Here is a 14,702-nt window from a genome sequence, read left to right on the forward strand (position 1 = left end):
AAACCACTTGCCTAAGCTTGTCTGCGTTTTTTAGACAAAACAACAAATCCAGCCAAACCAAGACCAATCATCAAGATGAAAGGAAGATTGTCAATCAAGAGACCAGTAGGGGTAACATCTGGTAAGCTATTTGTGATAGTGTTATCGTTTGGTTTTTCACCAACAAGAATACTATCTTGAGTGAAATTTGTAGAAACTGTACCAGCTTGATTTTTTGATGCTCCGTTCTCCTTATATGCAGCTGAAGCTGTGTAACCTTGAGATCCAGTTTCAACCAATTTATAACGGGTACCAGCAGGAATTGTGTCAAACACCAAAGATTGATCGTGACGTAGTGTTATAGTCGTTTCTTGACCATAGACAAATGTTTTTGAGGTTTCACCGATTTTACCAGTGATTGATTGTGAAGTTTCTGTAGATGCTTTTGTGAAAGTAAGCTTGAAAGTGAAATCTTTTGATTTATCTGCAGTAGCACCTGATACAACTTTTTTAATTACTAAAGATTTAGCATTTGGGTCAACTTTTGAAACATTTGGTTTATTAGGGTTTGGTTCATTTGGATCTGTAATTTTACCAGCATTTTTACGATAAATGTTAGTGAAAAGATCATATTTGTAAGTAGTTCCACTTTCAGATGGTTTTACTTTACCATTCACACTTGGGGATACTTGTTTAAAATACACAGAAGAAATATATGTTCCTCCTGTAGTTTTGTTCTTAACAATAACGTGCATTTCATAGCTACGATTATCATATGTCATAAAATCAATAGGTGAACCATTTTTTTGAATAACATTCCAACCAACATTTTGTTTTTCAGCAACAGTATAGACATATTCACCAGCATGTGTATAGTTCACTTCTCTAAAAATATCGCCGGTTTCTTTCTTAATGTTAGTTTGGCCAGTTGCTAAAACGTCTGTTCCAGAATAAGATACATTTTTGTCTGTAATTTGACCATTAGAAGAATCAATCGTTTCATAAGGTGCACCATTTGATGATGTACCAGTTTTTGGGGTGAAAGTAAATGTAAAAGTTGCTTCAGGTGTTGTAATTCCTTCCGCAATATTCAACACCTTATTAATTGAAACTTTTGCACTTGTTTCACCAGTTGCTTTGGCAGTTGCCACATCATTATCATCTGCAAATGTTGGCACTCCTCTAAAGACCGACAAGGCGGTTACAGCTGCAATACTTGCAGTAACTAATTTTTTCAAAAATGTTTTTTTCATGATTATTCCTTTTATTTTTAAATTTCTTTTTTCATAAATTGTCATCAAAAGCCCCGTCGCCTTAGGACTGTTACCACCTTGCCATGGGTATCCTGTATAGGAATGGTTCCAAAAGCACGGCTATCTACAGCCGTTGTTCGATTGTCTCCGAGGACAAATAGTTGTCCTGCTGGGACTTTCATCGGGAAGGTAGCCCCTTCCTTATAGAGCAGCGTTTCTTTATAGATATCCTGCTCTTGTTGAGGAGAACCGTTGATGATGAGACCATTTTCGTTTATATCGATCGTACTTCCTTCGGTTGCAATGACACGCGCCACTCTTTCCTTACCCTTATAACTATAGACAAGCAGATCACCAATCGAATAACGTTTATCCAACCTATAGTAGACAACCAAGTCGCCATCTTTTAAGGCTGGCTTCATGCCATCGTCATTGTATCTCAATAGTCCAAAGACAAAAAAGTAAAGGGTGGCCAGTATAAACCCAACCATCAAAAGCTTACTGACTAAGTAGAGGATATCTCCCCATACACTAGGCGGAGACTTATCCCGATTGACTTGTGTTACTGTTTTCTTATGTTTCTTTTTAAGTAGCATTATTTTCTCCTATGTACCACTAGAAATCCGAGTAGGATTGTAAAGAAGATTCCCCCTAGAGGAAGGATTATTCCTAACACAAGTGTACTGCTGAGGAAGTCAACTCCGGTTTCAGGCACGCTATTCTTATTATTCGTGACTGTCGCGGACTTATCCCCATCTAGCTTGCCTTCTTGATTTTCATAAGATACCTGATATCCACGCGAAGAGTTTGATTCTTCTTCTACGGTATAGGAGCTATCGAGTGGTAGCCCATAAATTTTTATCGTGTGGTCTTTGTTAAGATCAACAGACGCTCGACCGTCAGTAAACTGCAAGATCGTTCTTTTGTTATTCACCAATACATTATAGGAACCATTCAATGGTCTATCCTGAGCATCCCTGATGTTAATGGTAATCTTGAAGGATTTTAATAGGTTGGCATATACACCTGTAACTTTTTTTGTGACTGATAAACTTGGAAGCTTGTGGTTCGTGACAGTACTGGTCTCGTCTTTATTCAGATCGCCCTCTTGATTCTCATATGTAACGTGGTAACCAATTGTTGATGTGGCTTCTTCTTCAACCTTGTAGTGGCTTCCTCGAGGAAGATAGCTTAGAATACCTTTCCAACGTTTTCGTTTGTCAACACGAATCCTCGCTTCACCATTCACAACAGTTATCTCACCAAAAGTTCCATTCAATGGCGTAGAATCAGGAGAGGTTAGTTTTACCTTAATCCAAAATTCCTTGTTCAAGTTGTTTTCGAATTTCAACACTTTTTTGATTGTCAGACTTGGCAATTGTTTATAGATTACCTTAAAGGATGGTTTAGATTCTGTACCAACATTTTTTATTTCTTTGGTAAAGGCTGGGACGTCCGGTGCAATTAAATCGTATTGATATCCTTTGGCAACTTTTTCAAAGTTCCTCTTTTCATTAGATACGTTTTTACCAACATTCACATTGGTTTTTCGATAGTCTTGATTATCAGAACCTCCGTTATTGTTCTTTTGAACCAGTTTCAGTTCAATATTACTCGGTTGATCAGCTGTAATAACAGTTCTCGCACCCGTCACACCTTGCCATTCAACTTCCACTGCTACCGTTAATGGATCTGAAGGCTTAAATGTTGGGTTGTCAGAGTATTCTTTGGTCTTGGTTTGTGAGGTGCCTATTCCATAGGAATAGGTGACACTGGCACCCTTATTGGAATAGAGTTTATTGACATCAGAACCATCAGCATCACCAGCCTCTATCTTCTTATCACCAGCAATGGCATCCAGAGCATCTTGACTAGATGTAACAGTAAATTTAAGGACATATCTAGCTCCATCTTCTAAGGAATAATTCGGAGAAAATTTAGCCGTAACTTCCACTAATCCACCAGAGGTTGTCTTGGTATCAAAAGTTACTTGCTCTTCGGTTAATGTTTCACTGCTACCAGCCGTTTCTTTCACTACACGAAACTCTGACGATCCGTTCGGTAATAGCTGGACATACTTAGAAAGAACATCCTTGATGGTCACGTGGTGGATTCCCAGTGGCAGAATCTTATCAGTGATATCTTTAAAACTGTCTCGTAACTGGTCTTCATTGTTTGCGGATAGGATTTCATTAGGAATGGAAGAATTGTGGTACCTGATATAATACTGCAAACTGGTAATACTATCGACGTTATTTGAATAACGAAACTTAATGGAATAAAAACCATCTAGTTTTGGAGCGAGACTATAGGCTAGATTATTGATAGATCCATCTAAATTATTCCAGAACCATTCAGGCGCCGTTTCTGATCCATTCTGATTGTTATAGTTGTAAACTGTATAACCATTGTCATTGTAATACATATTGGCAAAACCATCTGATAGAACAATAACAACCTTCTTAGCATTAGACCTTGCACTATCTATCAATTGATTGGCAATACGAATACCTGCGCTAATATTGGTTCCTGTACCGATTCCTGATTCAGTCCCTATTGATTTGCCACCAGCAATTCTCATATTACTGACTGCAGTCTTTGAACCACTAGCATCGTTATTCCAATTTAAAATTGTTTCCGCATCATCCCATGGGGACACACCATCATAAAATGCTGTTCTCTCTTCATACGGCCAATACCGATACCCCCACTCCCATTTTCGGTAGTAGGAATTCCATGCTTGTTCCGCAAACTTATTATCAATCTTTCCGCCAAAACCTACCATGGATAACCGATTATTTGAATTGGATAAAATGGTATCAATTAAGCCCTGACGATCTCGAGTTCCTTTAAGGGTATTTTTTAAAGCATCCAATCTTGTAATTGTTCGGCCGGTAGAAGAAGGAACATCTCTCTTACTCATACTTCCTGAGAGGTCTGCTACTAAAACAACATCCAAGGGATCCGTTTGGGTCTCCGTTCCCAGTTTGGAAGTGATATCCAATGACAACTCATACTTGTCATCTTGTCCGGATATCGGAGTAATTGTCTTGTGAAGAGTTGTCTGAGGTTCTGTATTAGAATCAGCATTTAACATACCTATCGGAGCACACAAAAAGAGAATAGCTAACAGTGTAACTAAACGGCGCGCAATAATTTGAACTTTCTTAAAATCAAAGCGAATGTTCATTTTATTCTCCTTAACTAGAATGTTTTTATATTATTACTATATCAATCTATAGAATTTATAAAACAATTGTACACTAAACTCCAAACAGTGTCAATCAATATAATTATTTTATATTATATTGATTGTAAAATAGCATGATTCTTCTTTGTCTTTCAAACTATTCTATGGTAAAATGAAAAAGAATAGAATAACCGTTTTTCTATTTGAGATTATTATGGATTTGAGTTATTTTATTATTAAATCATGAAACCTTCAGAATTAGTTTTTTCTGAAGATAGCATTTTATTTTTAATTGTTAAAGGAGTTTTTATGACTTATCCGAACCTTTTAGATCGTTTTTTGACCTACGTTAAGGTCAATACGCGTTCTGATGAACACTCGACTACTACTCCAAGTACGCAAAGCCAGGTAGATTTTGCAACCAACGTTCTTATTCCTGAAATGAAACGTGTCGGTCTGCAAAACGTTTACTACCTTCCAAATGGTTTTGCTATTGGGACCTTACCAGCAAACGATCCAAGCTTGTCACGCAAGATTGGCTTCATCTCCCACATGGATACTGCTGATTTTAATGCTGAGGGAGTTAATCCGCAAGTCATCGAAAATTACGATGGTAGAGCTATCGACTTGGGTGATTCTGGTTTTAAACTCGATCCTGCTGATTTCAAGAGCCTTGAGAAATATCCAGGCCAAACGCTTATCACAACTGATGGCACGACCTTGCTGGGTGCTGATGACAAGTCAGGAATTGCTGAGATTATGACTGCTATTGAATATCTGACTGCTCATCCCGAAATCAAACACTGTGAAATCCGTGTTGGTTTTGGTCCAGATGAAGAAATCGGGGTTGGAGCTAATAAATTTGATGCAGAAGACTTTGATGTTGATTTTGCCTATACTGTTGATGGTGGTCCGCTAGGAGAACTTCAGTACGAGACTTTCTCAGCAGCTGCTGCTGAGCTTCATTTCCAAGGGCGCAATGTCCATCCTGGTACTGCTAAAGGTCAGATGGTCAACGCTTTACAGTTAGCGATTGATTTTCATAATCAACTTCCAGAGAATGACCGACCTGAATTGACAGACGGTTATCAAGGTTTCTATCATCTTATGGATGTGACAGGTAGTGTCGAGGAAGCGCGTGCAAGCTACATCATTCGTGACTTTGAAAAGGATTCCTTTGAAGCTCGTAAAGTAGCTATGCAGTCTATTGCTGACAAGATGAATCAAGAACTTGGGAATGATCGCGTTAGCTTGACTCTGACAGACCAGTACTACAATATGAAGGAAGTCATTGAGAAAGACATGACGCCTATTACTATTGCTAAAGCTGTTATGGAAGATTTAGGAATCGCGCCAATTATTGAACCAATTCGTGGTGGAACAGATGGGTCTAAAATTTCCTTTATGGGTATCCCAACTCCAAATATTTTTGCTGGTGGTGAAAACATGCATGGACGTTTTGAATACGTCAGCCTTCAGACTATGGAGCGTGCGGTGGATACCATCATTGGCATTGTATCTTATAAAGACTAAAAAAGACGAGGTAGCTCAGCTACTTCGCCTTTCTTTTTATTCATTTGGTTGAGCACTTGTATCAGACTCACTTTGTGCTTGCTTTTCTGTCGCTTGAGAAGCAGCTGTTTCACTGTCTTTCTCAGACTTAGATTGGCTATCAGTTTCACTTGCTTTTGAACGGAGTTCCTGGTTCAAGCTAATGATTTCTTTAGCTAGAGTGAGGAGACCTTCTTTATCACTGCTTTTGGCTGCAAGTTGATCAAATAGAGCATCAACACGTTCAAAGTCTGCATCGGTTCCTTTGTTATCCTCTAAGTACTTGTGAAGAGAGAGCATGACATTATAGAGTTTTTGGTAGATGATCACGGTTTGCGGATCTTGTTCTGCTTCTTTTTTCTCTCGTTGGATAGTCGCTGCAATACGATTTAAAAGATCCTCAAGTTGTGTTTTAGCTTCGTCAAGGTCTGCATTTTCCTTTTCAATAGCCACCTTGATATTAGCTGCTTCTTCAGCTAGGGATTGTTTGACACCATCTTCTTTGACACGTGCTAGGAGTTGAGCAGCTTTAGTTAGGAGAGCATCTACTTCTTCCTTCTTAACATGGCTAACCCGCTCTTCTGGCATAAAATCACCGTAGAGTTCTTTTAGGAATTCATAGATGGCGGTCTTAGCAGTTTGACTATCTACTTTTTCCGTATCTAGAATAGTCTTACCAGCTTTTGTAGATACGGGTTCTTCTTTGAGAGCCTCTTCTACTTCTAGCTTAGTTTGGTAAATAGTTGGGAATAGCTTGTTCAAGTCGGTTGCTTTTAGGAAAGATTGTGACTGGTAAAGTTCCCATGTCAATTTAGCAACACGGTTCCGAAGTTCTTCTCTCAAACGACCATCAGACACATGTTCGTAGAAGTACTTGATGTACTCTACTGTTGTGACTCCTGTCCGATCTCGGAAATCTTGCAAGGCCTGAAGTTTCGCTTCAATGGCAGCCAAATCTGTCTCATCCTGTGCTAGTTTTGCTTCCTGCAAATGTACTAAAAGATCTTTCTTAGGCAAGCCATAAGTGTCCGTATCCAGTGTATTGATCTTATCTACTAAGGCTTGGTACTTCTTATCTAAAGGTGAAGTTTCAACCGGTGCCACACTTTGATCCACATGGATGTATTGTTTATCAAAGAGATCCAAGGCTGCTAGGTATCCAGCAGTTGAGTTTGTTGCCAGTTTTTTCATATTTTCGGTGAACTGCCCCAAAGCAAGTTCAACCCGTCTCTGCATGATTGGCTGGTCTTTGTAGAGATTTCTGCTATCTGCTAACAGTTGATCCACCTTAGATAGAACTGTTTGTTCATCAAATGCTCCAGGTTGATAAGTCGATTGTAGGGCTGGAATCTTATTTTTCAAAGCTACTTCATAGCCCTTAGTTTGAACCTTGATGTAGTGATTGTGGTCTCCGTGAGGAATCACAAAACTACCACTTTCTACCTGTAAACTATAAGGAGATACCCCATCACGTAGGGCAGTCGTATACAGTTCATTTAGGAAATCCAGTTCTGGGTTCCCAGTTTGGAGAGGAATACGAACATGTTCTTTTCGAACAGCATAGGGATGGATATGGGTTGGATCATAGGCTTGATCCGGATTTCCAAAGACAAAGAATCCATTTGAAATACGAATCGCTTCGAGCGGAACTCCGTATGTCTGTGAGATATACTTGATTTTTTCTTCATCGCTAGTATCTCTTGAGAAACTTTCCACAGTCTTTGCAAGTGGTTGAACGTGCTGCGACTGATGATTTTCTTTCAAGTGATCCTGGGCAGCTTTGATTTGAGCTGCAGTCAAGTCCTTCTTAAAGAAATAATGAGCGTGATCTCCATGAGAAACTACAAACCCTTGCTCATCTTCACTAATAACACGGTCAGCTGCAAAACCATGATCATGTTCTTCACCGTGGTGGTCATGCTCCACTCCATCATGGTCATGATCTTCATGTTTGGTATCTTGACTTCCTTGGTCACCGTCTTGGTCATGATGATGATCTTGTTGAGCTGGATGCTCTACTGGTTTACTTGGATTTTCCAAAGGTGTTGGCTTCCTACTGTCGCTATTTAAAGGAATCATACGCGCAATCTTTTCTTCCAAGGCAGAAAGCTTTGTATATGGGATGAAATGATAGTGATTTCCGTGAGGAATCGCCACACCACTCGGTGTTCTGCTTGAAATCTTAGCAGGGTCAAAAATCAAGCCATCTGATTCAGCATAACGTTGACTACTTGGAAGAGCATAGAGTTGCTGCAATAGAGTTTGTAAGCTCTCTTCTGGATTGCTTGGTCTTTCAGTTTGTTGACTAGGATTAGTGGTTTGACTGGTTCCATTTTGACTTGGACGATAGTCAGTCACACTCGGTTGTTTTCTAGTTCCAGAAAGGTAGGCTTGGGCAGCAGCCAATTCACTAGCAGACAAGGAACTCTTTGGGATATAGTGATAATGTCCACCATGAGGGACGATATAAGCATCACCAGTATCCTCAATAATATCAGACGGATTAAAGATGTAGCCATCATCTGTAGTATAACGACCTTGTGATCGCGCAAGCGCCACTGCACTGTTAGAAGTTGGTGCATCATGAGTATGACCTTGTTTTTGGCGCTCAATTTCGTCCTTCGTACGAACATTATCAGCATGAGCCACATCTTTAAGGTAGACATAATACTTGTCATCCACCTTGATAATGTAACCACCTTTGATTTCATTGACAATATCAGCATCTTTCAGTTGATAATTGGCATCTTTCATCAACAGTTCTTCGCTGAAAATCGCGTCAAAAGGAACTTTACCATTGTAATAATGGAAATGATCACCATGTGAAGTCACATAACCTTGATCGGTAATTTTCACAACAATTTGCTCAGCCTGAATGTCTTCTTTTTTGCTAACTTGATCTGGTGTCTGATTCTCTGTTTTTTTAGTGTCTTGCTTCCCATCGACATAAGACACACGGTTATTATCTTTGTTTTCTTCCACCTGGTGTTGGTTCAATGCATAGATGCAAAGGCTTAGGGAAAGGACAAGAGCCGATCCTGCTGCAAGGTATTTCTTCTTCATTTTCATCATCTCCTCATTTTAATTCTTCTGCTAAAATACTCATATTTTCTTCTAGATTTTCTAAGTAAGTTTTGTCATTTTCAGGATCTGCTTCTAAAGGATTGAGGGTCTTTAGGCTAACTCCTGTTGATTTGACCAAAGTCTCAGCGACTTTAGAAGAAGCATTGCTCTCAGTAAAGATGGTTTTAACCTTATAGGTCTTAACGAATTCTTGAATTTCTGTTAGTTGTCTCGGACTTGGCTCTTGTTCAGGGGAAATCCCTGCTATACCAAGTTGTTTCAAACCAAAGCGTTTAGCGAGATAAGAAAAGGCTGTGTGTTGTGTAACAAAGGTCTTTTGACTCGCTTTTTCAAAAATAGGCTGGTACTTCTTAGTCAATTCTTGGGCTTTAGCGATAAAGTTTTTAGCATTCTTTTGATACGTTTCCTTATTAGCACTATCAATCTCCGAAAGTTTGTCAGCGATAATCTGAGCTTCTTCACCTGCTTTTTCTGGATCTAACCAAGTGTGAGGGTCATAGAGTGTTTTTTCATCGATGCCGTCACCAGCTTCTACATCTTCTAAGCCCGGTACACGTTCCAAGGTCATTCCTTCAGAAGCTTCTAAAACTTTAACTTTTGAGTTTTTCAAGTTAGGATCTAGACTTCCAGCCCAAGATTCGAGCGTATGAGAATGGTAGACAAAGACATCCGCGTCATAAATAGCAGCAATGTCATTAGCTGACGGTTCAAAGGAGTGAATCCCACTACTTGACTGAATCATCCGTACATCATTCAAGTCCCCTGATACCTCTTTGACCATGGCATAGATTGGGTAAAAACTTGTTACAATCTTCATCCCTTTTGCTTCTTGTTTTTCTTTTTGGCTACATGCTCCTAAGACAAGAACCAGCAAACTTGCCATTAATAATAGAAATGTTCTTTTTTTCATCATTACTCCTTAACTGGTATTTAACCATTTAATTAACTAGTAAATAGTTTATCTTTATTTACACTATATGTCAAGATATTTTGCACATTTTCATGAAAAAAATGAGAACTAGAACTTACATTCTATTCTCATTTTCGATTTTAACTTTTCTAGTTCTCCTATCCTGTTTTTAGGAGCTAGAAAATACTGCTACCTTTACTTGCTCTCCTTTAATAAAGCCAACAACTTTTCAGCTTCAGCCATAATGGTATTGTTATCCTGAGCACCAAATAGCAGGTTATTTTTTAAGCCAGTGAGAGTTTCTTTGGCATTGGACTTGATAATGGGGTCTTGGATCTTTGCAAGTAGCTCTTCAGCCTCTCTCAACTTCGCTTCAACCTTTTCAGTCTCGACCTGAGGTTCTTCTGGTTCCTCTGGTGATTCTTCTTCCGGCTCCTCAGTTGGTTTTGGAGATTCTGGTTTCTCACTTTGAGGCTTCTCTTCGCGTGGCTTTTCTTCCTCAGGTTTGTCTGTCCGAGGTTTCTCTTCGTTTGGTTTTTCCGTTTGGTCGGTATCAGGTTGACCATTTTGGTTTCTTTGAACATGGTCACTTGCATTTCCCCAACCACTATCTGAATGTGGACGTTCGTTTGGATGTTCGACATAGTACTTGACAGTCGCAAAGAGATCCTCAAGAGTATACCCCTTAGGTGCCTCATAAAGTCCTTCGTCAAACCACTCAAATTTGATGTTATGGTAATGATCATAATGAGGAATGATTAAACTACCGTTTTTAACTTCCACGGTATGTTGGAGATTGTAAGGCATACGATCAAGCGGCACCTTTTTAGCTGCTTTCACGCGGTTGTAGATAGCTTCTGCTCCTTTAGCCTCCGTATTTCCTGGATTCTGATGGTCTGTTGAAGGAGGAGTCAAACCTTTCTCTTTAGCATAAGCCTGGGCTGCCGCTCTTTCGGCTTCAGACAAACTATCTTTTTTAATCCAATGGCTATGGGTCATATGTGGAGTTACATAGGCATCCCCCTCATCACTGGTGATATCACGAGGATCAAAGATATAGCCATCTTCTGTTGTATACTTGCCTGCCAACTTGGCTACCTGAATCTCATCATCAGTGTAGGCAATTTGCGCATTTGGTTTTCCTAAACGTTCTGGATGACGAATCGGTGCTAGAAAGGCCAAGATATCATCCACCAACTTGACTTTATCACTGCTTTCATCATTTAAACGTTCCAACAGTTTATCCAAAGTGTCAAAATCAGCTTGACGCCCTTTATTAGCAAGTAAGTCTTGATGAACTGCTGCTAGTAAATCATAAGCCTTATTGTAAAATCCTCGATCACCAGATGGGAGATTGGTTTTCTTAGCTCCGAGTTTATGAGACAAACTTTCTTGCTTGTCTAGTTTACCATCAATGGCTGCTGCTGTTTCTGCTGAAAGCTTCTTAGCAGGAATATAACGTGAGGTTCCATTCTCCTCAAATACATAGCCATCAGCTACTTTTCGAATCACCTGTTTAACCAATTTTTCATCAATTGGATTGCTTGGAGCTGGTTGAGGATTTGGTGCAGGTTGTGGACTCGGACTAGGTTCCGGAGTCGGTTGTGGACTTGGTTGTTCTGGTCTTGAATCCGGCACCCTATGGTTCGAACTGTACTGTAGAGGAATAATACGAGCGATTCGTTCTTCCAATTCAGACATCTGTGTATAAGGGATGAAATGGTAATGATTCCCATGAGGCACAGCAACTCCTCTAGCTGTTCGACTCGTAATCTGTGCCGGATCAAAGACAAGGCCATCAGATTCTACGTGTCGTTGGCTGAGTGGCAAGCCATAAAGTTGTTTCAGAAGGCTATCAATATCCCCATCACTCTGACTTGCTTGATTATCGTCGCTACTGTTGTTAGCTGTGTTCGTGTTCGTATAGCTGTTGCTTTGATTGTTATAGCTGTTGCCTTGATTATTATAGGATGGAGTCCATCTATCTACATCGCTGCTAGCACTGTTGTTATTGCTACGGCGATAAGTAGGCGTATTTGATTGGCCACTTCTACCAGATAGAAAGGCTTCTGCAGCAGCCAATTCGCTGGCAGACAAATCACTCTTAGGAATATAATGGAAGTGATTGCCATGAGGAACGATATAGGCATCACCTGTATCTTCTATGATATCAGAGGCATTAAAGATATAACCATCATCTGTGGTGTAGCGTCCCTGTGAACGTGCCAAGGCTACCGCGCCATCATTTGCTGAAGTCCCTCCTTCACGATGCTGACTATGTTCTTGTTTTTGTCGATTGATTTCTTCTTTTGTACGGACATTATCCGCATGAGATGCGTCCTTAAGGTAAACATAGTATTTTCCATCTACCTTGATCACATAACCACCCTTGATTTCACTGACAATATCCTCATCCTTGAGCTGGTAGTTTGGATCCTTCATCAGCAACTCTTCACTGATGATAGCGTCATAAGGGACTTTGCCATTATAGTAATGATAGTGGTCGCCATGCGAAGTGACATAGCCCTGGTCTGTTATCTTGATGACGATTTGCTCCGCATTGATGCCTTCTTTCTTGCTAACCTCATCAGGAGTCAGATTCTCCGTTTTTTGTGCCGCCTGTTTTCCATCTATATAGGAAACACGATTATTTTCTTTGACTGTTCTAGCTTGATACAGTCCCAACTCGTAAGAACAGACACTTAAAATTAAAGCTGTCGCAGAACCAGCAAGGTATTTTTTATTAATTTTCATTGAAACTCACTTTCTTTTTTGATATTTCTATTTGCAATTCATTTCTAAATTGCAGAAACTCCTCTCTATTAATTAACTGGTTAATAGTTTACTCCTAAATTTGCAACTTGTCAAGAATTTTATGAACCAGTTAAGTATTTTTTAATTCTTCACCGCTACTTTCTCTAAAATGGACTTTATATAAAAAAGATTTTCTTGAAAATTCTTTAAAAAAGTCCCTGCAACTGAGTTGCAAGGACTTTTCGATTAATCAAAATTAACGTATTCTTTTTGAAGTTCAAGAACTTCTTCCATTGTTGAGCATTCTGTAAGGGCACGGTTTGCGTACTCTTCCATCTTAGCTGTATCCAATTTCTTCATCAAGCTACGCGTACGAAGTACAGATGTTGCTGACATAGAGAACTCATCCAAGCCCATTCCGACAAGAAGTGGAACAGCCTGTTGGTCACCAGCCATCTCACCACACATACCAGCCCATTTACCTTCAGCGTGAGCTGCTTTGATAACGTTGTTAATCAAACGAAGGATTGATGGGTTGTATGGTTGATAAAGGTATGAAACTTGTTCGTTCATACGGTCTGCTGCCATTGTGTATTGGATCAAGTCGTTTGTACCAATTGAGAAGAAGTCAACTTCTTTAGCAAATTTGTCTGCAAGCATTGCTGCTGCTGGGATTTCGATCATGATACCAACTTGGATATTATCCGCAACTGCAACACCTTCAGCAAGAAGGTTTGCTTTTTCTTCGTCAAAGACTGCTTTCGCTGCACGGAATTCTTTCAAGAGCGCAACCATTGGGAACATGATACGCAATTGACCGTGAACAGAAGCACGAAGAAGGGCACGGATTTGTGTGCGGAACATAGCATCTCCAGTCTCAGAGATAGAGATACGAAGGGCACGGAATCCAAGGAATGGGTTCATTTCATGAGGCATATCGAAGTAAGGAAGTTCCTTATCTCCACCGATATCCATTGTACGAACGACAACAGGTTTACCGTTCATTCCTTCAAGTACAGCCTTGTAAGCTTCGTACTGCTCATCTTCTGTTGGGAAGTCTTGAGAATCCATATACAAGAACTCTGTACGGTATAGACCAACAGCTTCTGCACCGTTGTCATTGACACCTTCAACGTCTTTTGGAGTACCGATGTTGGCAGCCAATTCAAAGTGTTTACCATCAGCAGTTACTGTTTGTGCATCTTTCAAGAGAGCCCATTCAGCTTTTTGTTTCGCATAAGCTTCACCAGCAGCCTTGAATTCTGCTGCTTGCTCATCAGTTGGGTTGATAATAACCTCACCTGTGATACCGTTAACGGCAAGAATATCACCATCTTTAACGATTTCAGTGATGTTGTTTGTACCCAATACTGCTGCAATTTCAAGTGTACGCGCCATGATAGCTGAGTGGCTTGTACGTCCACCAATGTTGGTTACAAAAGCTTTTACAAAGTTTTTGTCCAATTGAGCTGTATCTGAAGGAGTCAAGTCATGCGCAATCACAATCACTTCTTCATTGATAGAAGCTGGGTTTGGTAATTTTTTACCAAGTAGGTTTGCCAATACACGTTTTGTCACGTCGCGGATATCCGCAGCGCGTTCTTGCATGTATGGGTTGTCTTCCATGCCTTCAAAGATAGTGATAAACATGTCTGTTACTTCTTTCAGACCTGCTTCTGCATTCACTTTCTTCGCACGGATTGTTTCCTTGATTTGGCTGATCATTTCTGGGTCAGCAAGAACCATTAAGTGAGCGTCAAAAACTTGAGCTGCTTCTTCACCGAGCGTACCTACTGCTTTCTCACGAATAACAGAAAGCTCGTCTTGTGATGCTTGTAGAGCGGCATCAAGGCGAGCTTCTTCTGCGTTTGTATCTTCGACTGTAATAGTCTCAAATGACAAATCCGGTTGAACGAGTAGATATGCTTTTGCAACTGCAACACCATCAGATGCTGCGATTCCTTTAAGCATTTCTGTCATT

General features: G+C 40.0%; 8 protein-coding genes. 1 reads left to right on the forward strand and 7 read right to left on the reverse strand.

Translation table 11 applies throughout. The features are described 5' to 3' along the window. Positions 1 to 11: 11 nt before the first annotated feature. Genes CO686_RS04845 through pitA form a run of 3 tightly spaced genes read right to left on the reverse strand, consistent with a single transcriptional unit; the run spans position 12 to position 4,422 of the window. Positions 12 to 1,277, reverse strand: coding sequence for a DUF7601 domain-containing protein (locus CO686_RS04845; protein ID WP_301336038.1), 1,266 nt, complete (start codon positions 1,275 to 1,277; stop codon positions 12 to 14). Then, positions 1,277 to 1,828, reverse strand: coding sequence for a PI-2 pilus system signal peptidase SipA (gene sipA / locus CO686_RS04850; protein WP_096753590.1), 552 nt, complete (start codon positions 1,826 to 1,828; stop codon positions 1,277 to 1,279). The genes CO686_RS04845 and sipA overlap by 1 nt, the downstream gene beginning before the upstream one ends. Continuing rightward, positions 1,828 to 4,422, reverse strand: a complete 2,595-nt coding sequence (gene pitA / locus CO686_RS04855) for a PI-2 pilus tip adhesin PitA (RefSeq protein WP_096753591.1) — start codon at positions 4,420 to 4,422, stop codon at positions 1,828 to 1,830. Before pitA ends, sipA begins: the two co-directional genes overlap by 1 nt. A 309-nt stretch (positions 4,423 to 4,731) precedes the next feature. Between pitA and pepT the strand changes: the two genes are divergently transcribed. Then, positions 4,732 to 5,955, forward strand: coding sequence for a peptidase T (gene pepT, locus CO686_RS04860; RefSeq protein WP_070535252.1), 1,224 nt, complete (start codon positions 4,732 to 4,734; stop codon positions 5,953 to 5,955). A gap of 36 nt (positions 5,956 to 5,991) precedes the next feature. Here pepT and CO686_RS04865 read toward each other — a convergent pair whose 3' ends face one another. The 4 genes from CO686_RS04865 to ptsP form a co-directional block, all read right to left on the reverse strand. Further along, positions 5,992 to 9,036: a pneumococcal-type histidine triad protein gene (locus tag CO686_RS04865; RefSeq protein ID WP_096753592.1), complete on the reverse strand. Its 3,045-nt coding sequence runs from the start codon at positions 9,034 to 9,036 to the stop codon at positions 5,992 to 5,994. Between the two features lie 13 nt (positions 9,037 to 9,049). Next, positions 9,050 to 9,967, reverse strand: coding sequence for a metal ABC transporter solute-binding protein, Zn/Mn family (locus CO686_RS04870; RefSeq protein ID WP_049550390.1), 918 nt, complete (start codon positions 9,965 to 9,967; stop codon positions 9,050 to 9,052). A 195-nt stretch (positions 9,968 to 10,162) separates the two neighbouring features. Then, a complete protein-coding gene (locus tag CO686_RS04875; RefSeq protein WP_096753593.1) occupies positions 10,163 to 12,721 on the reverse strand; it encodes a pneumococcal-type histidine triad protein in 2,559 nt (852 codons plus the stop codon). A gap of 246 nt (positions 12,722 to 12,967) precedes the next feature. Further along, the gene (gene ptsP / locus CO686_RS04880; protein ID WP_096753594.1) at positions 12,968 to 14,701 is read right to left on the reverse strand and encodes a phosphoenolpyruvate--protein phosphotransferase; all 1,734 of its coding nucleotides are present in this window, start codon (positions 14,699 to 14,701) and stop codon (positions 12,968 to 12,970) included. Between the last annotated feature and the right edge of the window lies 1 nt (position 14,702).

Source organism: Streptococcus oralis (assembly GCF_002386345.1).
Lineage (GTDB): Bacteria > Bacillota > Bacilli > Lactobacillales > Streptococcaceae > Streptococcus > Streptococcus oralis_S.

Bases quoted from the DNA above. Each gene is read 5' to 3' on its own strand.
- CO686_RS04845 (WP_301336038.1), bottom strand. From the start codon at position 1,277: ATGACAATTTATGAAAAAAGAAATTTAAAAATAAAAGGAATAATCATG.
- sipA (WP_096753590.1), bottom strand. From the start codon at position 1,828: ATGCTACTTAAAAAGAAACATAAGAAAACAGTAACACAAGTCAATCGG.
- pitA (WP_096753591.1), bottom strand. From the start codon at position 4,422: ATGAACATTCGCTTTGATTTTAAGAAAGTTCAAATTATTGCGCGCCGT.
- pepT (WP_070535252.1), top strand. From the start codon at position 4,732: ATGACTTATCCGAACCTTTTAGATCGTTTTTTGACCTACGTTAAGGTC.
- CO686_RS04865 (WP_096753592.1), bottom strand. From the start codon at position 9,036: ATGAAGAAGAAATACCTTGCAGCAGGATCGGCTCTTGTCCTTTCCCTA.
- CO686_RS04870 (WP_049550390.1), bottom strand. From the start codon at position 9,967: ATGAAAAAAAGAACATTTCTATTATTAATGGCAAGTTTGCTGGTTCTT.
- CO686_RS04875 (WP_096753593.1), bottom strand. From the start codon at position 12,721: ATGAAAATTAATAAAAAATACCTTGCTGGTTCTGCGACAGCTTTAATT.
- ptsP (WP_096753594.1), bottom strand. From the start codon at position 14,701: ATGACAGAAATGCTTAAAGGAATCGCAGCATCTGATGGTGTTGCAGTT.